The 21,970-nt window shown below is 70.2% G+C and carries 26 protein-coding genes and 1 riboswitch; of the genes, 15 read left to right on the top strand and 11 right to left on the bottom strand.

Annotation, left to right across the window (positions count from 1 at the left end; genetic code table 11):
* Positions 1-32: 32 nt before the first annotated feature.
* A riboswitch (TPP riboswitch) is annotated at positions 33-142 on the top strand.
* The 3 genes from ACIQLK_RS00950 to ACIQLK_RS00940 all read left to right on the top strand — a co-directional run bounded on the left by ACIQLK_RS00950 (position 135) and on the right by ACIQLK_RS00940 (position 3,016).
* The gene (locus ACIQLK_RS00950; protein WP_400362151.1) at positions 135-773 is read left to right on the top strand and encodes an ECF transporter S component; all 639 of its coding nucleotides are present in this window, start codon (positions 135-137) and stop codon (positions 771-773) included. It overlaps the preceding riboswitch by 8 nt.
* 3 nt (positions 774-776) lie before the next feature.
* Positions 777-2,231: an ABC transporter ATP-binding protein gene (locus ACIQLK_RS00945; RefSeq protein ID WP_400362150.1), complete on the top strand. Its 1,455-nt coding sequence runs from the start codon at positions 777-779 to the stop codon at positions 2,229-2,231.
* On the top strand, positions 2,228-3,016 hold the full coding sequence (locus ACIQLK_RS00940) for an energy-coupling factor transporter transmembrane component T family protein (RefSeq protein ID WP_400362148.1): 789 nt from the start codon (positions 2,228-2,230) through the stop codon (positions 3,014-3,016). The genes ACIQLK_RS00945 and ACIQLK_RS00940 overlap by 4 nt, the downstream gene beginning before the upstream one ends.
* A 15-nt stretch (positions 3,017-3,031) precedes the next feature.
* On the opposite strand, the gene ACIQLK_RS00935 is transcribed toward ACIQLK_RS00940, so the two are convergent.
* On the bottom strand, positions 3,032-3,535 hold the full coding sequence (locus ACIQLK_RS00935; protein ID WP_400362147.1) for a GNAT family N-acetyltransferase: 504 nt from the start codon (positions 3,533-3,535) through the stop codon (positions 3,032-3,034).
* Between the two features lie 9 nt (positions 3,536-3,544).
* Positions 3,545-3,949 (bottom strand): MmcQ/YjbR family DNA-binding protein, encoded by a 405-nt coding sequence (locus ACIQLK_RS00930; protein ID WP_400362146.1) that lies wholly within the window; start codon positions 3,947-3,949, stop codon positions 3,545-3,547.
* Positions 3,950-4,002: 53 nt separating this feature from the next.
* On the opposite strand from ACIQLK_RS00930, the gene ACIQLK_RS00925 reads away from it, so the two are divergent.
* On the top strand, positions 4,003-4,350 hold the full coding sequence (locus tag ACIQLK_RS00925) for a hypothetical protein (protein WP_400362144.1): 348 nt from the start codon (positions 4,003-4,005) through the stop codon (positions 4,348-4,350).
* Positions 4,351-4,359: 9 nt separating this feature from the next.
* On the opposite strand, the gene ACIQLK_RS00920 is transcribed toward ACIQLK_RS00925, so the two are convergent.
* Complete coding sequence (locus ACIQLK_RS00920) at positions 4,360-5,085, bottom strand: phosphotransferase (RefSeq protein ID WP_400362142.1); 726 nt, start codon at positions 5,083-5,085, stop codon at positions 4,360-4,362.
* 128 nt (positions 5,086-5,213) lie between these two features.
* Between ACIQLK_RS00920 and ACIQLK_RS00915 the strand changes: the two genes are divergently transcribed.
* The 3 genes from ACIQLK_RS00915 to ACIQLK_RS00905 are packed head-to-tail and all read left to right on the top strand — an operon-like array spanning position 5,214 to position 7,603.
* The gene (locus tag ACIQLK_RS00915) at positions 5,214-5,975 is read left to right on the top strand and encodes an SDR family NAD(P)-dependent oxidoreductase (protein ID WP_400362140.1); all 762 of its coding nucleotides are present in this window, start codon (positions 5,214-5,216) and stop codon (positions 5,973-5,975) included.
* Positions 5,976-5,986: 11 nt separating this feature from the next.
* Positions 5,987-6,757 (top strand): enoyl-CoA hydratase/isomerase family protein, encoded by a 771-nt coding sequence (locus ACIQLK_RS00910; RefSeq protein WP_400362138.1) that lies wholly within the window; start codon positions 5,987-5,989, stop codon positions 6,755-6,757.
* 15 nt (positions 6,758-6,772) lie between these two features.
* A complete protein-coding gene (locus ACIQLK_RS00905; RefSeq protein WP_400362136.1) occupies positions 6,773-7,603 on the top strand; it encodes an SDR family oxidoreductase in 831 nt (276 codons plus the stop codon).
* Positions 7,604-7,764: 161 nt separating this feature from the next.
* Here ACIQLK_RS00905 and ACIQLK_RS00900 read toward each other — a convergent pair whose 3' ends face one another.
* Both ACIQLK_RS00900 and ACIQLK_RS00895 read right to left on the bottom strand, forming a co-directional pair.
* Positions 7,765-8,613, bottom strand: coding sequence for a Cof-type HAD-IIB family hydrolase (locus tag ACIQLK_RS00900; protein WP_400362135.1), 849 nt, complete (start codon positions 8,611-8,613; stop codon positions 7,765-7,767).
* A 35-nt stretch (positions 8,614-8,648) separates the two neighbouring features.
* Positions 8,649-9,116, bottom strand: coding sequence for a GNAT family N-acetyltransferase (locus ACIQLK_RS00895; protein ID WP_400362134.1), 468 nt, complete (start codon positions 9,114-9,116; stop codon positions 8,649-8,651).
* A gap of 56 nt (positions 9,117-9,172) precedes the next feature.
* On the opposite strand from ACIQLK_RS00895, the gene mmuM reads away from it, so the two are divergent.
* Together mmuM and rlmN are read left to right on the top strand one after the other, a co-directional pair.
* Entirely contained in the window at positions 9,173-10,090 is a 918-nt protein-coding gene (mmuM, locus tag ACIQLK_RS00890; protein ID WP_400362132.1) for a homocysteine S-methyltransferase, read from the top strand.
* A 29-nt stretch (positions 10,091-10,119) separates the two neighbouring features.
* The gene (gene rlmN, locus ACIQLK_RS00885) at positions 10,120-11,343 is read left to right on the top strand and encodes a 23S rRNA (adenine(2503)-C(2))-methyltransferase RlmN (protein WP_400363832.1); all 1,224 of its coding nucleotides are present in this window, start codon (positions 10,120-10,122) and stop codon (positions 11,341-11,343) included.
* Between the two features lie 35 nt (positions 11,344-11,378).
* Here rlmN and ACIQLK_RS00880 read toward each other — a convergent pair whose 3' ends face one another.
* Genes ACIQLK_RS00880 through ACIQLK_RS00870 form a run of 3 tightly spaced genes read right to left on the bottom strand, consistent with a single transcriptional unit; the run spans position 11,379 to position 14,229 of the window.
* Positions 11,379-12,140 carry an ABC transporter ATP-binding protein gene (locus ACIQLK_RS00880; RefSeq protein ID WP_400362130.1) on the bottom strand — a complete coding sequence of 254 codons (762 nt, stop codon included), beginning with the start codon at positions 12,138-12,140 and terminating at the stop codon, positions 11,379-11,381.
* Positions 12,137-13,213 carry a FecCD family ABC transporter permease gene (locus tag ACIQLK_RS00875; RefSeq protein ID WP_400363830.1) on the bottom strand — a complete coding sequence of 359 codons (1,077 nt, stop codon included), beginning with the start codon at positions 13,211-13,213 and terminating at the stop codon, positions 12,137-12,139. Before ACIQLK_RS00875 ends, ACIQLK_RS00880 begins: the two co-directional genes overlap by 4 nt.
* On the bottom strand, positions 13,186-14,229 hold the full coding sequence (locus tag ACIQLK_RS00870; RefSeq protein ID WP_400362129.1) for an ABC transporter substrate-binding protein: 1,044 nt from the start codon (positions 14,227-14,229) through the stop codon (positions 13,186-13,188). The genes ACIQLK_RS00875 and ACIQLK_RS00870 overlap by 28 nt, the downstream gene beginning before the upstream one ends.
* Positions 14,230-14,388: 159 nt before the next feature.
* On the opposite strand from ACIQLK_RS00870, the gene ACIQLK_RS00865 reads away from it, so the two are divergent.
* Positions 14,389-15,402, top strand: a complete 1,014-nt coding sequence (locus ACIQLK_RS00865; protein ID WP_400362128.1) for an aldo/keto reductase family protein — start codon at positions 14,389-14,391, stop codon at positions 15,400-15,402.
* A 16-nt stretch (positions 15,403-15,418) separates the two neighbouring features.
* Positions 15,419-15,895 (top strand): NUDIX domain-containing protein, encoded by a 477-nt coding sequence (locus ACIQLK_RS00860; protein WP_400362127.1) that lies wholly within the window; start codon positions 15,419-15,421, stop codon positions 15,893-15,895.
* 1 nt (position 15,896) lies between these two features.
* Here ACIQLK_RS00860 and ACIQLK_RS00855 read toward each other — a convergent pair whose 3' ends face one another.
* The 3 genes from ACIQLK_RS00855 to ACIQLK_RS00845 form a co-directional block, all read right to left on the bottom strand.
* Positions 15,897-16,430 (bottom strand): ribonuclease H, encoded by a 534-nt coding sequence (locus ACIQLK_RS00855; RefSeq protein ID WP_400362125.1) that lies wholly within the window; start codon positions 16,428-16,430, stop codon positions 15,897-15,899.
* A 95-nt stretch (positions 16,431-16,525) separates the two neighbouring features.
* On the bottom strand, positions 16,526-16,756 hold the full coding sequence (locus ACIQLK_RS00850; RefSeq protein ID WP_400362123.1) for a hypothetical protein: 231 nt from the start codon (positions 16,754-16,756) through the stop codon (positions 16,526-16,528).
* A gap of 245 nt (positions 16,757-17,001) precedes the next feature.
* Positions 17,002-17,979, bottom strand: coding sequence for a zinc-binding dehydrogenase (locus ACIQLK_RS00845; protein WP_400362122.1), 978 nt, complete (start codon positions 17,977-17,979; stop codon positions 17,002-17,004).
* Positions 17,980-18,045: 66 nt separating this feature from the next.
* Here ACIQLK_RS00845 and ACIQLK_RS00840 point away from each other — a divergent pair, with 66 nt between their 5' ends.
* From ACIQLK_RS00840 to prpB, 4 genes are all read left to right on the top strand, one after another.
* Entirely contained in the window at positions 18,046-18,654 is a 609-nt protein-coding gene (locus ACIQLK_RS00840; protein ID WP_400362120.1) for a TetR/AcrR family transcriptional regulator, read from the top strand.
* Positions 18,655-18,711: 57 nt separating this feature from the next.
* On the top strand, positions 18,712-19,383 hold the full coding sequence (locus ACIQLK_RS00835; protein ID WP_400362118.1) for a GntR family transcriptional regulator: 672 nt from the start codon (positions 18,712-18,714) through the stop codon (positions 19,381-19,383).
* Entirely contained in the window at positions 19,380-20,906 is a 1,527-nt protein-coding gene (locus ACIQLK_RS00830) for an MmgE/PrpD family protein (protein ID WP_400362116.1), read from the top strand. Before ACIQLK_RS00835 ends, ACIQLK_RS00830 begins: the two co-directional genes overlap by 4 nt.
* A 160-nt stretch (positions 20,907-21,066) precedes the next feature.
* Positions 21,067-21,966, top strand: a complete 900-nt coding sequence (prpB, locus tag ACIQLK_RS00825) for a methylisocitrate lyase (RefSeq protein ID WP_400362114.1) — start codon at positions 21,067-21,069, stop codon at positions 21,964-21,966.
* Positions 21,967-21,970 lie beyond the last annotated feature (4 nt).

Genomic DNA, 21,970 nt, shown 5'->3' with positions numbered 1-21,970 from the left:
ACGGTAGCGCGCCCGGGCTGTGGCTATACTCGAGCCACAACCACGGGAGTCCGGTGAGCCGGGCTGAGAGGAAGCGATCCACGCTTCGACCGTCGAACCTGATCCGGATCATGCCGGCGCAGGGAGGAGAAACAATGCACGCTGTCGCGTCCGAAACCACCTCGACTGAGCGGGCCGCAACCCAGACTGGTCGCTTCCGCTGGCGGGTCATCGACATCGTCGTGGCCTCAGTTCTCGGCGTCGCGTCGGGCCTCATCTTCCTGCTGTGGAACATCGGCTACCTCGGGCCGAAGACGCTTCTCGAGCCGCTGCTCCCGGGCCTCCAGGGCCTCCTCGACGGGCCGTGGCTGTTCGCCGGGGTGCTCGGTGCGCTCATCATCCGCAAGCCGGGCGCCGCCATCTACACCGAGACCCTCGCGGCCGTCGTCTCGGCGCTCGTCGGCAACGCGTGGGGAGGGTTCCTCACGATCGAGGCAGGGCTCGTTCAGGGCCTCGGTGCCGAACTGATCGTGCTGCTCTTCCTCTACCGCCGATTCAGCCTTCCCGTCGCGATCCTCGCGGGTGCGGGAGCGGCGCTCGCCGGCGGCATCAACAACCTCGTCCTCTGGTACGCCGGTGCGGACGCCGCGTTCACCGCGGTCTACCTCGCCTCCACCGTCGTCTCGGGTGCCGTTGTCGCGGGAGCCCTCTCCTGGTTCCTCGCACGAGGGCTCGCGGCCACCGGCGCTCTCGACCGATTCGCCATCGGACGCGAAGCGCGCAGCCGTGTGTGAGGCATGACGCATCCCGCACGGGTCGAGGTCAGAGGTTGGGGCTGGCGTCATGCATCCCGCAGCGCGTGGGCCGTCCGCGGTGTGGACCTCACGATCGCACCGGGGGAACGCGTCCTCCTCCTCGGCGCATCCGGCGCCGGCAAGTCCACGCTCCTCCACGGCCTCGCCGGCGTTCTCGGGGGAGCTGACGAGGGCGAGGTCGAGGGCGAGATTCTGCTCGACGGCATCCGCGCCGCTGATCAGCGCGGCCGCGCCGGTCTCGTCCTGCAGGATCCAGATTCGCAGGTGATCCTCGCGCGGGTCGGCGATGACGTAGCGTTCGGGTGCGAGAACCTCGGCGTTCCGCGCGACCAGATCTGGCCCCGCGTCGAGATGGCGCTGGGCGCCGTGGGACTCGACGTCCCCCGGGATCGCCCGACGAAAGCACTGTCCGGTGGACAGAAGCAGCGGCTCGCTCTCGCGGGCGTGGTCGCGATGCAGCCCGGGCTGGTGCTCCTTGACGAGCCGACGGCCAACCTCGATCCCCGCGGTGTCGGAGAGGTTCGTGACGCGGTCGCGGCGATGCTGCAGGCGCATCCCGCGACCCTCGTCGTGATCGAGCACCGTGTCGACGTGTGGTTGCCGCTGGTGGACCGCGTCATCGTGCTCGGCGGGCACGATGCCGCAGGCGTGGTCGCCGACGGTACGCCGGCGGAAGTTCTCGGATCGCTCGGTGACAGCCTCGCGCAGGCAGGAGTGTGGGTGCCGGGGCATCCGCCTGTCGAGCCGGCTCCGCCCGCCGCCACGCCCGGTGAGACGCTGCTGACCACTCGTGGGCTGGCGGTCCAGCGCGTCGCCGGGCAGCCGGTCGCGACGGGCATCGACCTCGACGTGCGGGCAGGGGAGGTGCTCGCGGTGACCGGCCCGAACGGCGCGGGGAAGTCGACGCTCGGGTTGACGCTCGCCGGGCTCCTGCCGCCCGCTGCGGGTGTGGTCGCTGCCCAGGAGGTCCTCGCCGACGGCGCCGGCCCGCACCCGATCCGGTGGTCGTCCCGAGACCTCCTCACGCGCATCGGCACGGTCTTCCAGGATCCCGAGCATCAGTTCCTCGCTCGGACCGTGCGCGAGGAGCTGGAGATCGGCCCGAAGGCGCTGGGCCTGGCGGAGGAGGAGACGAGATCGATCGTTGACGACCTCCTCGAGAGGATGCGGCTGACGCGACTCGCGGCAGCGAACCCCTACACGTTGTCGGGCGGGGAGAAGCGTCGGCTCACGGTCGCCTCGATGCTGGCGACGGCGCCGCGGGTGCTCATCCTGGACGAGCCGACGTTCGGACAGGATGCGGTGACGTGGTCCCGTCTGATCGGCCTCCTCGCCGGTCTCCGCGACGCGGGGTCGGCGGTCGTCATCGTGACCCACGATCTGGACGCCGTCCGCGCGTTGCATGCCCGCGAGGTCCGGCTGGGCGGTGACCGGTGACCCTTCTCGACGGCCAAGCGAGGACCGGCACGGTCGCCCGCATCAATCCGGTGGCGAAGCTCGCGGCCAGTGGCCTCGTCGCGATCCCGCTCGTGTTCACGCTGGATTGGGTCTCGGCCGCCGTCGCGCTCGTCCTCGAGTGTCTCCTCATCCCGTTCGCCGGCCTGCGCTGGGGGGAGTTCTGGCGGCGGACCTGGCCGGTCTGGCTCGCAGCGCCGCTGACGGCCGTCACGATCGCTCTGTACGGAGAGGCCGGCGGTCGCGTCTACGTCGAGTGGCTGCTCATCCGCGTCAGTGACGGTTCGCTCGAACTCGCCGCCGCGACCCTTCTCCGCGTGCTCGCGGTGGCTCTGCCGTCCGTGGTCCTGTTCATCACCGTGGACCCCACCGACCTCGCCGACGGGCTGGCGCAGATCGTGCGTCTGCCTGCGCGATTCGTCCTCGGCGCCTTGGCCGGTCTCCGGATGATCGGTCTTTTCGTCGATGACTGGCGTTCGCTGGAGCTCGCCCGTCGGGCGCGCGGGGTCGCTGATCGGGGCCGGCTGAGGCGGTTCGCGGGGATGGCCTTCGCCCTCCTGGTGCTGTCGATCCGACGGGGCTCGAAGCTCGCGACGGCCATGGAGGCCCGCGGATTCGGTGCGCCCGGGCGCCGCACGTGGGCGCGCACGTCGACCTTCGGTGCTCGCGAGTGGGTGCTTGTCGGGACCGGTGCAGGCATCGCGGGGGTCGCGATCGTCGCCGCTGTCCTCGCGGGGACCTGGAACTTCATCCTCGGCCCGTCCTGACCGCGCGGGAGTGAATCAGAAGGCGTAGGCGAAGCAGATCGAGCGCGGCATCGTCTCGGCGTACGGCTCGTAGACGGGGATGCGGGTGAACCCCAGCGACTCGTACAGGGCGACCGATTCGGGCTGCGGGATGCCGGTCTGCAGGATGACGCGACCGGCGCCGCCCGTGCGGGCACGGTCCAGGGCGGCGCTCATGAGGGCACGCGCGATGCCGCGGCCCCGGGCCGCGGCGGTCACGACGAGGCGCTTGATCTCCCACTCGTCTCTGAGGCGCCGGAGGATGACGTGGCCGGTGGCAGTGCCGTCGGCATCCACCGCGATGAGGGTCGCGACGATCTCGTCGGGATGCATCGCGAGAGCGCGAGATCGTGCGGTGCGGCGTTCGACCGGTTCGTCGCCGTGGAACCCGTCGTAGCGAGCGCCGAGGTCGGCATCCAGCTCGTCGCGGAGCAGCTTGGCGCGCGGGTCGTCCCACGCGACCTCGAGAAGGCGGAACCCGGTGCTCGTCCGTTCACTCACCGGACGAGCCTAAGCGCCCCCCGGGTCGTCGAGGCGGCGAACGAGGCGCGAAGGCGCCGTCCGCCTATACGAGGCGTCGAGGAGTTCAGCGAGCTCGGTCTCGTCAAGGTCGGCGAGGTCGATCCCGAGCCACCCCGACGGTCCGAGGTACGCCGGGGTCCAGAAGCGCAGGTCCTGGCGCAGGGCCGGTTCGTCAGCGGCATCCGGCAGGACCATCACCGCGGTGTCGTGGCGTTCGAACTCGCCCGGGCCGCGGCGCACGGACCCGCCGAAGTACACGAAGACCTTCGTGGTGAAGAACGCCGGACGTCCGTGACTGACCTTCTCCTGCGCCTCGGGCAAGGCGAGCGCATGTCTGCGGACGACGGCCAGCAGGGGATCGTCGTCGCGGAACATCACCGGGTGCTCAGCCACGGCTTCATCATGGCGCGGAGGTCATGCGCGCCGCGACTGGTAGCGTCCGCCGTATGACCGTCGACGCCACGCCTCCGCGTCCGCGCCGCGTCGGGGCGGGCGCGGTCCTCGCCGTCGGCGTCCTCCAGGTTGTCGCGATCGTTGCGACCACCGTGCTCTGGTTCTTCCAGACCGTCTTCGCCGGCGGTGCCTGCGGGGAGGCATGCGACTGGGCGACGGCGGATGCCGCGGGCATGCTCTTCGTCGCGGTCATCGTCGCGAGCGTCGTCGTCACCGTGTCGGCGGCGATCGTCGCCCGTCGGACAGGCGGGGACCTCGCCTGGGTGCCGCTGGTTTCCACCGCGCTCGTCGTCGCGGGGTACCTGGGCGCGACGGCGCTGTTCGACAGCGCGGTGCGCTAGCCGCCGCCCTCATGTCGCGTTCCACAGGTCGCGATAGAAGGCGAGGCGCTCCTCGTCCGGCTCGACGCCGTACGCCTCGAGCAGCAGACCGTCCCAGCCGGGACCGTAGTTCCAGCCGGTGCTCATCGCCGCGACGGCGATGTCGCCCCAGCGGTCACCGAGGCCGAGCTGGCCCATGTCGACGTGCCCGCTCCATCGGCCGTCGTCGCTGATCAACGTGTTCGGCGCGCACGCGTCGCCGTGGCACACGACGAGCTGGTCCATCGCCGGTCCCTCCCGCAGTTCGGCGGGCACGACCACATCACGCTCCGCGGCGTTCGCCACTCGCGACGGCACGGTCCAGTCGAACGGGCAGGATGCCACGGGCAGGCTCTCGTGCAGGGCTCGCAGGCCCTCGCCGATCGCTCGGACCGCCTGCTCGGGGCGCGCCACCCAGTGGGGGTGCACCGCCGAGAGTCCGGCGATCGCTCTCGTGACGAGCCACTCCGTCTCGCCGTCATCGCCCTGCTCGACGACGGACGGCACGCGAAGGTACGGCGCCACCCACGCCAGCCGTTCCGCTTCGTCGGCCATCGAGGTCTCGAGGTGGACCGGTCCGATCTTGATGAAACGCTCGTCGTCGGTACGCAGCGTCATGCCGCCGAGCTTGTTCGTCCAGACCGGGGTGAGGGTGGCGCCGCGCGCGAGCCGGCGCGCGATCGGTGGCACCGGGGCGTCGTGCAACGGGATGGACATCGCTCCATCCTGCCGTCCGCGGCGCCGGAGTGTCGTGCCCGCGGCGCGGGACGGTTAGCCTGGAGGCATCCCGCCGTGGCACCCAGTCGCGCTACGCGTGGAACCCGATACCGTTCGAAGGAGAGCGCATGGACATCGCCGGAGCATCCGCCGTCGTCACCGGCGGGGCCAGCGGGCTCGGGCTCGCCACCGCCCGCCGCTTGGCCGCGCAGGGCGCCCACGTCGTGATCGTCGACCTGCCCTCGTCCGCCGGAGCCGACGTCGCGGCCGAGCTCGGCGGGACCTTCGCCGCCGCCGATGTGACGGATGCCGCCCAGGTCGAGGCCGCCGTGGTCGCGGCATCCGCCCTCGCCCCACTCCGGGTCGCCGTCAACTGCGCCGGCATCGCCCCTCCCGCCAAGGTCCTCGCGCGGGACGGGTCACCGAACCCCGTCGCCGACTTCGAGCGGATCATCCGCATCAACCTCATCGGCACGTACACCGTCATCGCGCACGCCGCGTCGGCGATGGCCGCGACGCAGCCCACGGCATCCGGAGATCGCGGCGTCATCGTGAACACGGCGTCGGTCGCGGCCTTCGACGGCCAGATCGGCCAGCCCGCCTACTCGGCCAGCAAGGGCGGCGTTCACGCGATGACCCTGCCGATCGCGCGCGAGCTGGCGCGCTCCGGCATCCGCGTCTGCACGATCGCGCCGGGCATCATGGAGACGCCGATGCTCGCCGGGCTCCCCGAGGCGGCGCAGGAGTCGCTCGGCCAGCAGGTGCCGTACCCGGCGCGGCTCGGCAAGCCCGACGAGTACGCCGCCCTCGTCCAGCACATCGTCGAGAACGGCTACCTCAACGGTGAGACGATCCGCCTCGACGGCTCGATCCGCATGGCCCCGAAGTGAGTGGAGACCCGATGAGCGACACGATCCTGCTGCAGCGCGACGGTGCGCTCGCCCGGCTGACCTTCAACCGTCCCGCATCGCTGAACGCGATGGACTTCGAGATGGGGACGCGCTGGCGCGACCTCGCGCACGAGCTCACGAGTGACGACACGGTGGGGGCGATCGTGCTGGATGCCGCGGGCCCCGCGTTCTGCGCGGGTGGAGACGTCGTGCAGATGGCGACCTCGGGTGGCAGCGGCGACACGATCACCGAGATGGCCGGAGTGATCCACGACGGCATCCGGACCTTCGTCGGGTCGTCGATCCCCATGGTCGCCTCGGTGCAGGGCGCCGTCGCCGGCGGCGGACTCGGACTGATGCTGACCGCCGACTACATCGTCGCGTCGGCGCGTGCGGTGTTCGTCAGCAAGTACGCGAACATCGGGCTGACCCCCGACCTCGGGGTCTCGACGCTGCTCCCCGCCGCGATCGGACAGCGGCGCGCACTGCAACTGCTGCTCACCGACACCACGATCGACGCACGAACAGCGCTCGAGTGGGGACTGATCGCCGAGGTCATCGATGAGCCCGGCGACCGTGCCGAGCAGGTCGCGCGCGCCTGGCTCGACGGCGCGACCGGCGCGTTCGGGCAGGCGAAGCGCCTCGTCCGCGCAGGTTTCCACCGCGCGTTCGCCGACAACCTCGACGACGAGGCCCGCACGATCGGCGCCGCATTCGACACCGACGACTCGAAGACCCGCGTCGCCGCGTTCGCCGCGGCATCCCGCTCCCGTCGATCCTGATCCCCTGGAGGACCCATGACCCTCGCCGGAAAGACCATCCTCATGTCGGGCGGCAGCCGCGGCATCGGCCTCGCGATCGCCCTTCGCGCCGCGCGCGACGGCGCGAACATCGCGCTGCTCGCGAAGACCGACACCCCGCATCCCAAGCTCGAGGGCACCGTCCACTCGGCAGCCGAGCAGATCCGAGAGGCCGGGGGTCGGGCGTTGCCGATCGTGGGCGACGTCCGCGACGACGGCGATATCACCGAGGCCGTCATGAAGACGCAGGGCGAGTTCGGAGCCATCGACATCGTCGTCAACAACGCGTCGGTCATCGACCTGTCGGGTTCACTCGAACTGGCAGCCAAGAAGTACGACCTGATGCAGGACGTCAACGTGCGCGGCACGTTCATGCTCTCGCGGGCGGCGCTGCCGATCCTGAAGGATGCCGAGAACCCCCACATCCTCTCGCTCTCGCCGCCGCTCAACCTGTCGCCGAAGTGGCTCGGCGCGCACACCGGGTACACGCTCGCCAAGTACGGCATGACGATGGCGACCCTCGGCATGGCGGCGGAGTTCGCGAAAGACGGCGTCGCCGCGAACACCCTCTGGCCGCAGACGACGATCGCGACAGCCGCCGTGCAGTTCGCCCTCGGCGGCGACCGGATGATGAAGGTCAGCCGCACCCCGGAGGTCTACGCCGACGCTGCCTACGAGGTACTCTGCACGCCCGCCCGGGAGTACACCGGGCAGACGCTCATCGTCGAGGACGTGCTTCGGGATGCCGGTGTCACCGACTTCTCGCGGTACGCCGCGACGCCCGGAACACCCGACCGCGAGCTGTTCCCCGACATCTTCCTCGACTGAGCCGTTCGCCGATGCAGGAGTCTCAACGCGCCACGTCCCGGCATCTGCCCTGTTCGCCGATGCAATAGATCCGAGCCGACACGCCGTTGATCACGAGCGGATGCCGGGGTGTCGCGCCCGATCCATTGCACCCGACACCGCGCACCCGCACGCGCCCCGCGTCAGACGAGGCCGAGCTTCACGAAGGCGTTCCACACGCCGTCGTCGAGCACGTCGGTCGTGACGGTGCCGGCGCGCTCCTTGAGGGCGGGGTCGGCGTTGCCCATCGCGACGGGCGAGCCGACGACGTCGAACATCTCGGCATCGTTCCAGCTGTCACCGATACCGATCGCGTCTGCGGCATCGAGCCCCAGGATGTCGAGCACCCGGAGGATCGCCGACCCCTTGTTGGTGCCGCGCAGGCCGATCTCGCCGTTGGATCCACCGGGGAGCGGGATGCTGCCGGGGATGACGTGGAACCTGTCGCCCAGGTCCGCCTGCGCCTTGTCGACGCTGTCGGAGCGCTTGCTGATGAAGGTGGTCTTCGCGATGGCGTCGAGGTCGGCCTCGCTGATGGGGCGGTAGGTGACGATCGGCTTCGGCTCGACGGCGTCGGGCTGCCCGAGCCGACGAGCGTCTTCGAGGTGGCGCTTGCGGCGCTCGGCGAAGTACTCGTCGAGCATGGCGCCGACGCCCTCGCTCGCGTAGACCGCCTCGTCGGACTGCAGGAAGAAGTCGATGTCCTGATCCTCGAAGTACGAGATCAGCCGGTCGGTGTCCTCGCGGGGCATCGGCTCGGCGAACAGCAGCTCGTCCCCGCGCACCGCGTAGGCGCCGCCGTTCGTGATCGCGCCGTCGTACCCGATCTCGCGGACCTTCTCGTGGATGTCGCCGGCGGCGCGCCCCGTGCAGAGATAGACGAGGTGGCCGTTCTCGCGCGCTTTCCGGATCGCGGTGATCGTCGAGTCGGCGATGGCCGTCCCGTGCTCGAGGATGGTTCCGTCCACGTCCAGGAAAGCGATGCGCGTCATGCCCCCATTCTCTCGGACGGAGGGGGACGGCTGGTTCAGAGCGGCTTGCGCAGGAAGACCTGCTCGGTGCCGTCGTCGCCCGGGACGCGCTCGCTCTCGATGTAGCCCTCGCGCTCGTAAAGACGGATGTTCGCCTCGCTGAGCGACCCGGTGAACAGTTCGGCCGTCGTCGCGCCTGCCTCGCGACCCCGCTCCTCGACGGCGGTGAGCAGGCTCGTGCCGAGACCCGATCCCTGCTGGTCGGGGGCGATCGCGATCCGGCCGATGAGCAGCAGGTCGCCGTCGACACGGGCGCGTACGCAGCCCACCATGCGCTCGCCGTCGAGGGCGACGCAGCCGAGGTTCTCGTCGAGCTCGCCGCGGACCTCGTCGAGGGTCTGCGTGAGCGGCGGCATGTCGACCGCGTCGTAGATGAGCGCCTCCTGCACGAAGGCGGCGCGCTGCAGGGTGAGCACCTCGCCGGCGTCGTCCACGGAGATCGGGCGGATGCGGGGAGTCGTCACATCATTCAGCGTAATGCGGCGGGGGAGAGCGGGGCCGGCGAGCCTAAAGTGACCGCATGCCCGATGTTCGCTCCGCGATCGCCGACCGTCCTCTCGTCCTGGACGGCGGACTCGGCACGATGCTCGAGGCCCGCGGGCACGACCTCTCCGGCGACCTGTGGTCGGCAGGTGTCCTCATCGATGCGCCGGACGACGTTCGCGACGTGCACGCCGAGTTCTCCGCTGCCGGTGCGGAGATCGTCACCACGGCCTCGTACCAGCTCGGCTACGACAACCTCGGTGCGGCCGGCCACGACGCGGCCGTCGTGGACCGGCTGCTGGCGGCATCGGTCGGACTCGCCCGCGAGGCGGCGGACGGGCGGGCGTGGGTCGCGGCATCCGTCGGTCCGTTCGGTGCGGTCCGTGCCGATGGCAGCGAGTACAGGGGCGACTACGGGGTGCCGGTCGCCGACCTCGCGCGGTGGCATCGTCGCCGCATCGATGTGCTCGCCGCCGCCGGCCCCGATCTGCTCGCGATCGAGACCATCGCCTCGCCCGCCGAGGCCGAGGCGATCGCCCTCGCGCTCGAGGGGATCGAGGTGCCCGCATGGATCTCGCTGTCCGCGGCGAGCACGGCGTTCGAGGGCGACGGCCTCGCAGCCGCGCTCGCCACGGCGGCCTCAGCGCCGAACGTCGTCGCGGTCGGCGCGAACTGCTGTCCGCCCGAGTTCATCCCCGCCGTCCTCGCGGCCGTGCCCGCCGGTGTCGCCGCCGTCGTGTACCCGAACAGCGGCGAGACGTGGGACGCGGCATCCCGATCCTGGCGCGGTGAGGCGGGAGCCGCCTTCGCCGAGGCGGAGGCGTGGGTGGATGCCGGTGCCCGCCTCATCGGCGGGTGCTGCCGCACGACGCCCGCCGACATCGCGGCGCTCGCCGCGCGGCTCGCAGGCGCCCGGCATCCGTCCAGCCCGTCGCCGGTAGCCTGGAGGGCATGACCGAGTCCACTTCCGCGCGCCCTGAGGGCATGTCCGCCGTGCGTACGACGACGCCCAAGCAGGTGCGGCCCGCGACCGAAGGGTGGACGCAGGCGAAGGATGCCGAGGGTCGCCCGCTCCTGCAGTTCGCGAGCCCCAAGCGCGGCAAGCCGCCGGTGCACCTCGCCGACCTCGATTACAATGCGCGCGTCGAGAAGCTGAAAGAGCTCGGGATGCCGGGGTTCCGCGCCGGGCAGCTCGAGAAGCACTACTTCCAGCACTACACGTCGAACCCCGCTCACATGACGGATCTGCCGGCGGCGAATCGCGACGAGCTCGTCGGCGGCCTGCTGCCGAACCTCATGACCGAGGTGCGCCGGCTCGAGACCGATGGCGGCGACACGATCAAGTTCCTGTGGCGTCTGCACGACGGCGCTCTCGTCGAGTCGGTGCTCATGCGCTACACCGGCCGCATCACGCTCTGCGTGTCGAGTCAGGCCGGTTGCGGCATGAACTGCCCGTTCTGCGCCACCGGACAGGCGGGGCTCACGCGCAACATGTCGGCGGCGGAGATCGTCGACCAGGTCGTCCGCGCCAACCGGCTGATCGCCGACGGCGGGCTGGGCGATCCCCGCAAGGTCGGCCACAAGGATGAACGCGTCACGAACATCGTCTTCATGGGCATGGGTGAGCCCCTCGCCAACTACGCGCGCGTCATGCAGGCCGTCCGCACGATGGTCGACAAGAAGCACGGGCTCGGCATGAGTGCCCGCGGCATCACGGTCTCGACCGTCGGTCTCGTTCCCGCCATCCGCAAACTGAGCAACGAGGACATCCCGGTCACGTTCGCGCTGTCGCTGCATGCGCCCGACGATCACCTGCGCGACGAGCTGATCCCGGTCAACTCCCGCTGGAAGGTCGACGAGGCCCTCGACGCCGCGCGCGAGTACTTCGAGAAGACCGGCCGTCGGGTCTCGATCGAGTACGCGCTCATCAAGGACATGAACGACCACGCGTGGCGCGCCGACCTGCTCGCCGAGAAGCTCAACCAGCGCGGCCGCGGCTGGGTGCACGTGAACCCCATCCCGCTGAACCCGACGCCCGGGTCGATCTGGACGTCGTCGGACGTCGACGTGCAGAACGAGTTCGTGCGCCGCCTCAACGAGGCCGGCATCCCGACGACCCTCCGCGACACCCGTGGCAAGGAGATCGACGGTGCGTGCGGTCAGCTCGTCGCCACCGAGGACGACCAAGTCGCTGCCGCATCGGTCTGACCCCGGTCAGGCCAGCCGCACCGGTCTGATCCGCCTCACGCGGGCGGAGCGAAGGCGATCGTCGGACGTCCCCCGTCGACCGTGACGCGGCAGCGGACGCCGTAGACCTCCTCGATGAGGCCGTCCGTGAGCACCTCGGCGGGTGGACCGGCCGTGACCGCGCGGCCGGCGGCCATGACGAGTACCTCGTCGCAGAACATCGCCGCGAGGTTGAGATCGTGCAGGGCGACGACGACGGTGACGGGCAGGCTGCGCACGAGGCCCAGCAGCTCGAGCTGATGGCGGATGTCGAGGTGGTTCGTCGGCTCGTCGAGGAGCAGCTCACGCGGCTCCTGCGCGAGGGCGCGGGCGATCTGCGCACGCTGCTGCTCACCGCCCGAGAGCGTGTGCCAGCGATCGTCCGCCTTCGTCGTCAGCCCCGCCTGTGCGAGGGCGGCGTCGACGACCTCGTCGTCACGGACCCGGTCCGGACCCCAGAGCGAGGCATGGGGAGTGCGACCCAGACGCACGACGTCGCGGACGGTCAGATCGACCTCCGTCGTCGCGTGCTGGGTCACGGCGGCGACGCTCCGCGCCACCTCGCGACGTCCGCGGTGCCGGATGTCGGAACCGTCGAGCAGGACGCGTCCCTCGTCGGGCTTCGCGATGCCCTGCAAGAGGCGCAGGAGCGACGACTTGCCCGACCCGTTCGGTCCGAGGAGGCCCACGACGGACCCCGGCGTCGGCGCGAGCGAGACGTCGTCGACCACGAGCGTGCCGCCGCGGCGCCACGACACGTGCTCTGCAGTGAGACTCATGCGCGCCTCCGACGCCGGACGAGGAGGGCGACGAAGACCGGCACCCCGATCAGCGCGGTGCCGACGCCCACGGGGAGCGGTGTCGGAGCGAACGCGACCCGGGACGCGGCATCCACCGCGATCATGAAGATCATGCCGAGCCCGATCGTCACGGGGATCACACGGGCGTGACGCGAGCCGACCAGCAGGCGCGCGGCGTGCGGCAGGACGAGTCCGACGAAGCCGATCGCACCGGCGACGCTGACGAGGGTCGCGGCGATCAGGGCGGTCAGGACGAGCAGCAGCATCCGGGTGCGGGCGACGTGGATGCCGAGGGATGCCGCGACCTCGTCCCCGAACGCGAAGGCGTCGAGCGGGCGCACCGACGCGAAGGCGACGACCGCGCCGACCAGGACGACGGCGGCGCAGAGGATGACGTCGTCCCAGCGGACGCCCTCGAGCGAGCCGAGGAGCCAGAACATCACGCCGCGCGTTTCGTCGGAATCGGCGAAGGCGAAGACCGCGAGCGAGGTGAGCGCGGAGAAGAACTGCGTCGCAGCGATGCCGGCGAGGATGAACGACGCGGTGCCGCCGCCGGTGAAGCGCGAGATGACCAGGACGAGCCCGAACGCGACCAGGGCGCCGAGAAACGCGCCGCCCGAGAGTGTCAGCACGCCGCCACCGATCCCGAAGACGCCGAACAGCACCGCGCCGGTCGAGGCGCCGGATGAGACACCGAGGACGAACGGATCCGCCAGAGGGTTGCGCAGGAGCGACTGCAGGATGACGCCGCAGAGGCCGAGCCCGGCACCGCTCGCGGCGGCGACCAGCGCCCGAGGGAGGCGCTCCTGCCAGACGATCGCGTCGGCGGCGACGCGCACGGGGATGTCGGTCAGACCGAGGTGGTTCGTCACGACGTCGCGGACGTTGACGAGCGAGACGTTCGCCGGTCCCAGCGTCAGCGCGACGGCGATCGTCAGGACGACGAGGCCCACCGACAGCGCGGTGGCGACGACGACCAGCGGGATGCGGCGGGCCCGACGCCGGGGCAGTGCCGCGGTGACGATCAGCGCCCCGCCTCGTTCTCGTCCCACCACGTGCGGATCTTCTCGAGACCGTCGACGAAGCGGATCGACGGGTTCATCTCGGCGCCGTGCAGCGCGATGAAACGCTCGTTCTTCACTGCATCGAGCGAGCGAGTGACGGGGTCGCTTTCGAGGAAGGCGATCTTGTCCTTCAGGCGATCGCCGGGGAAGCGGTCGCGCTGCAGGTCGCCGAGGACGATGACGTCGGGGTCGGCCTCGACGATCGCCTCCCACGAGGTGGCGGGCCAGTCATCCGTCTGATCGGGGAAGGCCCCGACCATGCCGGTCTCGCGTGCGAGGATCGCCGGGGCGCCGCGTCCTCCGGCGACGTACGGAGTGCGGGTGTCGGCGAACCAGAAGAGAACCTTCTCCCCGCCGAAATCGACACCCTCCACGGCGGCTGCGGCGCGCTTCTTCAGCGACGCGATGAGCGCGTCCCCGCGGGAGGGGACGTCGAAGATCTGGGAGAGTTCGCGGATCTCCCGGTACAGGTCGTCGATCGTGAGCGGTGTGGTTCGGGTACCGCCCCCGTTGACGCTCCGATCGTCGGAGCAGTCGGTGGGGGAGAGGTAGGACCCGATCCCGGTCTCGTCGAGCCGGTCGCGGGTGACGACACCGCCCTCGGCGTAGTGGCGACCGAACGAGGCGGTCACGAAGTCGGGATCCGCGCCGAGCACGACCTCGTAGGTCGGGGCGTTGTCTGCCAGCCGGGGGACCTTCACATTCGCCTCGGCGAGCGAAGGGAGCACAGGGTCCGTCCACGACGCGGTGCCGACGATACGGTCGGCGAGGCCGAGGGAGAGGAGGATCTCGGTCGAGTTCTGATCGAGCGAGACCACCCGCTGCGGGGCCTCGTCGATCTCGACGGAGCGACCGCAGTTCTCGATGGTGAGCGGGTACCGGGTCGATTCCTCGCCGGACGCGACGGCTTTCTGCGTCACGACTTCCGAGGCACCGCACCCGGACAGAGCGAGGGCGGCGGCGGTCAGTGTTGCCACCAGGGCGAAGCGGCGGGGGAAGGGCATCGATGGTCTCTCGTCGGGGGCCGGGGACGTCGATGATCGATCGTAGCAAGGTAAGCCTTACCTTCTCGAACCCGCCAACGGGTCTCCCGCATTCCGCTGTCGGCGTGACCGTGTCAAGGCCTCCGAGATCCGAACGGCGGCGGGAGTAGCGTCGAACGCATGGTCAACTATCGATTCCTGGGCAACAGCGGCCTCAAGATCACCGAACTCACTTACGGCAACTGGCTCACCCATGGGTCCCAGGTCGAGAACGACGCCGCGATCGCGACGGTCCACAAGGCCCTCGACCTCGGCATCAGCTCGTTCGACACCGCCGATGCGTACGCGAACACCGCGGCCGAGTCCGTCCTCGCCGAGGCGCTGAAGGGCCAGCGTCGCGAATCCCTCGAGATCTTCACGAAGGTCTACTGGCCGACCGGTCCCAAGGGGCCGAACGACCACGGTCTGTCCCGCAAGCACCTGCTCGAGGGCATCGACGGCTCGCTCAAGCGGCTGAACACCGACTACGTCGACCTCTACCAGGCGCACCGCTACGACTACGAGACCCCGCTCGAAGAGACGATGCAGGCGTTCGCCGACATCGTCCGCCAGGGCAAGGCCCTCTACATCGGCGTCAGCGAGTGGACCGCAGAGCAGCTCCGCGCCGGACACGCGCTCTCGAAGGAGCTGGGCTTCCAGCTCATCTCGAACCAGCCGCAGTACTCCGCGCTGTGGCGGGTCATCGAGGGCAAGGTCGTCCCGACCTCGGAGGAGCTCGGCATCTCGCAGATCGTCTGGTCGCCGCTCGCGCAGGGTGTTCTGACCGGCAAGTACAAGCCGGGTCAGCCGCTTCCCGAGGGGTCGCGCGCGACGGACGAGAAGGGTGGATCCGACATGATCAAGCGCTTCATGAAGGACGAGACCCTCACCGCCGTGCAGAAGCTGCAGCCGATCGCCGAAGGTGCGGGCATCACGATGCCGCAGCTCGCCCTCGCGTGGGTGCTGCACAACCCGAACATCGCTGCGGCGATCATCGGCGCGTCACGTCCGGAGCAGCTCGAGGACACCGTGAAGGCGTCGGGCATCGAGCTCGACGACGACACGTACGCCGCGATCAATGAGGCGCTCGCGCCGGTCGCGGTCACCGACCCCGAGGAGACGTACTCCGTCTCGCCGAAGTCCCGTCTGATCTGACGAGCGTCGCCCGTCCGTGGCCACGCACAGCGCCGGCATTCTGCTCTACCGTCTCGACGGTCGGGGCGGGGTGTCGGCGTTCGTCGCTCACATGGGCGGGCCCTACTGGGCGAACAAGGACCAGGGCGCCTGGTCGATCCCCAAGGGCGAGCTCGAGGACGGCGAGGATGCCCTGGATGCCGCGAAGCGGGAGTTCCGAGAAGAGCTCGGCATCGTGCCGCCCGAGGTCGACTACGCCGAGCTCGGCACGTTCGCGTATTCGTCGGGCAAGCGGGTGACGGTGTTCGTCGCCGACGGCGCGGGCTTCGACGCGAACGAGTTCACGTTCGGGGAGTTCGAGATGGAGTGGCCGCCGCGATCCGGGAAGACCGCATCCTTCCCCGAGGTCGACCGCGCCGAATGGATGCCGCTGGCCCGGGCTCGCGAACGCGTCGTGAAGGGGCAGCGGGCGGTGCTGGACCGGCTTGCGGAGCTGGTGGCTCGGGCGACCTGAATCAGCGCTTCTTCTTGGGTGCCTCGGTCACGTCGAGCTTCTCGTGCTTGCCGCCGAGCGACGACCATGCCGATTCCTTGCCGGATGCCGCGTGTTCGGCTCCGCGCACGGCGCGCTCATCGGCCCATTCGTTGAGGACGTGACCGCGGTGTCCGCGTACGTGCTCGAGCACGACGTCGGGAAGACCCGCAGCCCGACGAGCGTCGCGCGCCACGATCAGCTGCTCGAGCAGATCGACGTTCTTCGTCGGCGCACCGGTCGACGTCTTCCACCCGCGGCGGCGGTGACCGTCCATCCACTTCTCGTACGTGTCGATCGCATACTTCGAATCGGCCTGCACGACGAGTTCGCGGACGCCCGCGTGATCCTCGATCGCCTTCAGGAGTCCCAGCAGCTCGCCGACGTTGTTCGTGCCCTGGATGACGGAGCCGGCCGCCCAGTGGCCGTCCTCGCCGACCCAGGCCCAGCCCGTCGGTCCGGGATTGCCTTTGCAGGCGCCGTCGGTGGCCACGACATAGCGGGAGGTTTCGGTCACCGCTCCACGGTACCCGCGCAGCCGGCCCGCCCGATGCCCACTGGACTCTGCGGGCTCTTGCGGGAGATGCGGCTGCCGCTTTCGAGCCCGAGGGACTACGAGTACGTCAGGCCGAAGAAGGTGGACCCCAGCATGAGCGCCACCACGGCGACGACCGCGCTGGCGGCCCTCGTTCCGGTGGGACCGCGCCGGATAGCGACGACACCGGAGGCCAGAGCCGCGATCATCGTTGCGAAGCTCGCGTAGCGAATCGTCGTGGCTGGCGATCCCCACACCGTCGACAAAGCCGCGAAGATCAGCAGCGCCACGGCGAGTCCAGCAACCACGAAACGACTGGCGGAGCCCCGCCGCCTCGACGCGACAACTGCGTAGTCTCCCGAAGTGCTCATCACATCCCCCTGACGTCGCCCGAAACCGTCGAAGCCAGATTCGCACCTCGACAATGCCGCCGCAACGATTCGCGGGTTTCGTCGGGGATGCATCGAAGTTCAGGCTGGAAAGCGGCTCTCGGGAGGCGCGACGGAGGGGTGGGAGCGCTGAGCGCCACCACCCCTCCGTCGATGCCCGTCGCTTACGGGCGGAGGAGGACCTTGCCGACGCGGCCGGCGGTCAGGCTCGCTCGAGCGGCGTCGCGCGCCTGCTCGAGCGGGAAGGTCGCCGACACCGGCAGGGTCAGGACGCCGGACGAGAGGTGCTGAGCGAGTTCACCGAACAGCTGGCCGCGCTTGGCGGCATCCATCTCGGTGCTCACCTTGCTGCCCCAGAAGCCCTTGATCGTGATGTGGCGGAAGATGACCGGGCCCGAGGCGAGCTCCATGACCGGGGCGTCCATCGCACCGAAGACGACGAGGGTCGCGTTCTCGCCGAGGAGCGAGAGGACGTGGCCGCTCGACTCGCCGCCCACGGAGTCGACGCCGGCGATGACCGAGGCGCCGCCGGTGATCTCAGCGACCTTGTCGCGCCAGTCGTCGGTGTCGACGGCGACGATGCGGTCGATGCCCTGCTCGGCGAGCTCGGCGACGGCGGCGCTGCGGCGCACGAGGCCGACGACGTTCAGGCCGCGGGCGCGACCCATCTGGGCGACCATGCGGCCGACGGCGCCGTTGGCGGCGTTCTGGACGATCCAGTCGCCGGGCTTCAGGTCGAGGAAGTCGATGAGGCTGATGGCGCTGAAGGGCATGGAGACCAGCTGCGCCGCCTGCTCGTCGGGAAGGCCCTCGGGGACGGGGATGAGGCCTGCTGCGCGGGCGACGAACTGCTCGGCCCACACGCCGAAGGTGCCACCGGTGGCGACGCGCTGCCCGACCTGGAGGTTCTCGACGCCCTCGCCGAGCTCCTCGATGACTCCGACGGCCTCGGTGCCGGCGCGGGCGGGCAGTTCCGGCTTGAAGCCGTAGGTGCCGCGGATGGTCCACAGGTCGTGGTTGTGGATGGGGGAGGCGAGGAGGCGGACGCGGACCTCACCGGCGCCGGGCGTCGGGTCGGGGGTCTCGGTGGTCTCGAGAACGTCGGCCGGTTCGCCGAAAACGGGGTGGGTGACTGCGCGCATGCTTTCTCCAAGCGTCATTGTGTAACGATCGGTACAATATACTACGAGTGACCGAGAGGATCCACCATGGGCCGCACCAGCGCATTCGACCGTGACGACGTCATCCGCGCCGCGCGCGACGTCTTCTGGGCGCGCGGTTACGCCGAGACCGGTGTCGCGGAACTCGAAGAGGCGACCGGCCTCAAGCGCTCGAGCATCTACCACGCGTTCGGCAGCAAGAAGGGCCTCTTCGAGGCGGTCGTCGCGCGGTACCTGGACGAGGTCGTGCGCTCCCGCATCGGGCGCCTGCAGCAGCCGGATGCCGGCCCCGAGGCCCTCGAGCTTTACATCGCCGAGATGCGGGCCGCGATCGCGAGCGGCACCCCGCGGGCGCAGGCAGGGTGCCTGCTGCTGAACGCCGCATGCGCGCCCGTCGTCGACGACGACCCCGACGTGCGTACGCTCGTCACGGCGTACACCGATGAGCTCCGCGCCGCGATCGCCGCGGGTGTGGATTCCGCGCGGCCGGAGATCCCCTCAACCTCGCGCGCCGCACTCTCAGAGGTCTGCGCGTCGCTGGTGATCGCCGCGCTCGCGGTGGCGAGGGTGGATCCGGGTGCCGCCGATCGCAGCCTGGGGGCCGTCCTCACCGCGATCGCGTCGTGGGATGTCGGCGCAACGCCTGTGTATACATAATCTCGCCCCCTGCTCCTTTTCGCCCGCTTCGAAGCGTCTTGTGCATACACTGAGGGCATGACCGATGCTCCCGCGCGGTACGCCGGCATACGCGCGTACGAGACGCTGTTGCGCGAGATCCAGGACGGGGCGCTTCCTCCGGGGTCCGTGCTGGCCGAGGTCGAGCAGGCGGCACGACTCGGCGTGAGCCGGACGCCGCTCCGCGAGGCGCTCCGCCGCCTCGCGGCCGACGGGCTCGTCGAGCAGGCCTCGCCGCGCGTGACCGTCGTCACTCGGATCGACGCATCCGACATCCAGGCCCTGTTCGCCGTGCGCCGCGCCCTCGAAGAGACCGCCGCTCGGCTCGCGGCCCAGGCGGAAGACCGCTCCGTCTTCGATGCGCTGGCGACGGATTTCGCGGCGACGCAGACATCGGGCGGACCGGCATCCGATGCCGACGCGTACTACGCGCTCATCGCCCGCTTCGATGCAGAGCTCGACGCCGCCGTCGACAACGACTATCTGACGTCGGCGCTGCGCACCGTCCGTACTCACCTCGTACGCGTCCGTCGCCTCGCCCGCGACAATCCCGGGCGGCTTGCGGCATCCGTTGCGGAGCACCGCCTCATCGCGCGTGCCATCGCCGGCGGCGACGTCGACCTCGCGGCGCACGCGACGCACGTGCACCTGCACAACGCCCTGACCTCGATCCTCGACTCCCTATCCGACACACCGGAGGAAACGACATGACCGTCACCCATCACGTCCGCGTCTACCGCAGCGACGAGCCGCTGCCCCGCGAGGACCAGCTCGCCTACAAGATCGCGCAGGTCGCCGTCGATCCGGTCGCCGTCGAGGACGACGTCGTCGACATGATCGTCAACCGCATCATCGACAACGCGGCGGTGGCCGCCGCATCCCTCACCCGTCGTCCCGTCAGCGCGGCGCGCTCGCAGGCCCTCTCGCACCCGGTGTCGGCGAACGGCTCCGGCGGGACGGTGTTCGGCGTGCCGAACGAGACGCGTACGAGCCCCGAGTGGGCCGCATGGGCGAACGGTGTCGCCGTCCGCGAACTCGACTACCACGACACCTTCCTCGCGGCGGAGTACTCGCACCCGGGCGACAACATTCCTGCCATCCTCGCCGTCGCTCAGCACATCGGCGCCGACGGCGCCGCGCTCGTCCGCGGACTCGCGACCGGCTACGAGATCCAGGTCGACCTCGTCCGGGCCATCAGCTTGCACAAGCACAAGATCGACCACGTCGCGCACCTCGGCCCGTCTGCGGCTGCCGGTATCGGTACCCTGCTCGGGCTCGATGTGGACACGATCTACCAGGCCGTCGGCCAGGCGCTTCACACCACCACCGCGACGCGTCAGTCGCGCAAGGGCGAGATCTCGACGTGGAAGGCGCACGCCCCCGCCTTCGCCGGGAAGATGGCCGTCGAGGCGGTCGACCGGGCGATGCGCGGCGAGACCTCGCCGTCCCCCATCTACGAGGGGGAGGACGGCGTGATCGCCTGGCTCCTCGACGGCAAGGACGCCGCGTACGACGTGCCGCTGCCCGCAGCCGGCGAGCCGAAGCGCGGCATCCTCGACACGTACACGAAGGAGCACTCGGCCGAGTACCAGGCGCAGGCGTGGATCGACCTGGCCCGCAAGCTCGGCACCGAGCGGCCCGAGCTGCGCGACCCGGCGAACGTCGCGTCGGTCGTCCTGCACACGAGCCACCACACGCACTACGTGATCGGCTCGGGTGCCGGGGATCCGCAGAAATACGACCCCACGGCATCCCGCGAGACTCTCGACCACTCGATTCCGTACATCTTCGCGGTCGCACTGCAGGACGGCGGCTGGCACCACGTCGATTCGTACACGCCCGAGCGCGCCGGTCGGCCCGACACCGTCGAGCTGTGGCACAAGGTGACGACCGCCGAGGATGCCGAGTGGACGCGGCGCTACCACTCCGAGGACCCCGACGAGAAGGCGTTCGGCGGTCGCGTGGAGATCACGCTGACGGACGGCACGACCGTCGTCGACGAGATCGCCGTCGCCGACGCGCACCCCCTCGGCGCCCGCCCGTTCGCGCGCGCGGACTACGTCCGCAAGTTCCGACTGCTCGCCGAGCCCGTGCTCGAGCCCGCCGAGATCGAACGCTTCCTCGCGCTCGCGGAGCGACTGCCAGAGCTGACGGCGGATGAGGTGCGGCAGCTCGACATCGTCGCCGCGCCGGGCGTGCTCGAGGCGGCGCCGGGCCCGAGGGGGCTGTTCTGATGACTGGGCTGATGGGGCGGGCGTTCGGTATTCAGTCTCTGCGGTCGGACGTGCGGCGCGGAGGCGGTCTCCCACGGCGCGGTTCAGGGGCGCGTGTCGACGGCGGCCATACGTCAGGACTGAATACGGAACGCGCCGCAGGCGAAAGGGAGGCGCGCTGATGCTGTATGCGCAGACCCCGGCGCATGAGAAGCGCCGTCTGTTCCGCGAGCGGCTCGCGACGGGGGAGCTGCTGCGCTTCCCCGGCGCATTCAACCCGCTGTCGGCCCGGCTCGTCGAGCGCAAGGGCTTCGAGGGCGTCTACATCTCGGGCGCCGTCCTGTCCGCCGACCTCGGGCTCCCCGACATCGGGCTGACGACGCTGACCGAGATCGCCGCCCGCGGCCAGCAGATCGCGCGCACGACGGAGCTCCCCGCGATCATCGACGCAGACACGGGCTTCGGCGAGCCCATGAACGTGGCGCGGACGATCCAGACCCTCGAGGACGCCGGCATCGCAGGCGCCCACATCGAGGACCAGGTGAACCCGAAGCGCTGCGGCCACCTCGACGGCAAGGCGGTCGTCGACGAGGACACGGCACTCAAGCGGATCCGCGCCGCGGTCGACGCACGTCGCGATCCGAACTTCCTCGTGATGGCGCGCACCGACATCCGAGCCGTCGAGGGACTGGATGCCGCGACCGACCGTGCGCGCAAACTGGTCGACGCCGGGGCCGATGCGATCTTCCCCGAGGCGATGCGGACGCTCGAAGAGTTCGCCGCGGTGCGGGCGGCGGTGGACGTGCCGATCCTCGCGAACATGACCGAGTTCGGGAAGAGCGATCTGTTCACCGTCGACCAACTGCGGGACGTCGGGGTGAACATCGTGATCTGGCCGGTATCGCTCCTGAGGATCGCCATGGGCGCGGCCGAGCGCGCGCTCGATACGCTGATCGACGAGGGGCACCTCACGTCCCGCCTCGGCGAGATGCAGCACCGCGCCGACCTGTACGACCTCATCGACTACGAGTCCTACAACCACTTCGACACGAACGTCTTCACCTTCCGGATCGACCGATGACGGT

The organism is Microbacterium sp. NPDC091382, from assembly GCF_044757025.1.
Classification (GTDB): Bacteria; Actinomycetota; Actinomycetes; order Actinomycetales; family Microbacteriaceae; genus Microbacterium.
The sequence above is the reverse complement of the archived record's forward strand: the minus strand, read 5'-3'. Positions and strand labels throughout refer to the sequence as shown.

Coding starts and splice junctions, on each gene's coding strand:
- ACIQLK_RS00950 (WP_400362151.1), top strand. CDS start 135: ATGCACGCTGTCGCGTCCGAAACCACCTCGACTGAGCGGGCCGCAACC.
- ACIQLK_RS00945 (WP_400362150.1), top strand. CDS start 777: ATGACGCATCCCGCACGGGTCGAGGTCAGAGGTTGGGGCTGGCGTCAT.
- ACIQLK_RS00925 (WP_400362144.1), top strand. CDS start 4,003: ATGACCGTCGACGCCACGCCTCCGCGTCCGCGCCGCGTCGGGGCGGGC.
- ACIQLK_RS00920 (WP_400362142.1), bottom strand. CDS start 5,085: ATGTCCATCCCGTTGCACGACGCCCCGGTGCCACCGATCGCGCGCCGG.
- ACIQLK_RS00915 (WP_400362140.1), top strand. CDS start 5,214: ATGGACATCGCCGGAGCATCCGCCGTCGTCACCGGCGGGGCCAGCGGG.
- ACIQLK_RS00910 (WP_400362138.1), top strand. CDS start 5,987: ATGAGCGACACGATCCTGCTGCAGCGCGACGGTGCGCTCGCCCGGCTG.
- ACIQLK_RS00905 (WP_400362136.1), top strand. CDS start 6,773: ATGACCCTCGCCGGAAAGACCATCCTCATGTCGGGCGGCAGCCGCGGC.
- ACIQLK_RS00900 (WP_400362135.1), bottom strand. CDS start 8,613: ATGACGCGCATCGCTTTCCTGGACGTGGACGGAACCATCCTCGAGCAC.
- mmuM (WP_400362132.1), top strand. CDS start 9,173: ATGCCCGATGTTCGCTCCGCGATCGCCGACCGTCCTCTCGTCCTGGAC.
- rlmN (WP_400363832.1), top strand. CDS start 10,120: ATGTCCGCCGTGCGTACGACGACGCCCAAGCAGGTGCGGCCCGCGACC.
- ACIQLK_RS00880 (WP_400362130.1), bottom strand. CDS start 12,140: ATGAGTCTCACTGCAGAGCACGTGTCGTGGCGCCGCGGCGGCACGCTC.
- ACIQLK_RS00870 (WP_400362129.1), bottom strand. CDS start 14,229: ATGCCCTTCCCCCGCCGCTTCGCCCTGGTGGCAACACTGACCGCCGCC.
- ACIQLK_RS00865 (WP_400362128.1), top strand. CDS start 14,389: ATGGTCAACTATCGATTCCTGGGCAACAGCGGCCTCAAGATCACCGAA.
- ACIQLK_RS00845 (WP_400362122.1), bottom strand. CDS start 17,979: ATGCGCGCAGTCACCCACCCCGTTTTCGGCGAACCGGCCGACGTTCTC.
- ACIQLK_RS00840 (WP_400362120.1), top strand. CDS start 18,046: ATGGGCCGCACCAGCGCATTCGACCGTGACGACGTCATCCGCGCCGCG.
- ACIQLK_RS00835 (WP_400362118.1), top strand. CDS start 18,712: ATGACCGATGCTCCCGCGCGGTACGCCGGCATACGCGCGTACGAGACG.
- ACIQLK_RS00830 (WP_400362116.1), top strand. CDS start 19,380: ATGACCGTCACCCATCACGTCCGCGTCTACCGCAGCGACGAGCCGCTG.
- prpB (WP_400362114.1), top strand. CDS start 21,067: ATGCTGTATGCGCAGACCCCGGCGCATGAGAAGCGCCGTCTGTTCCGC.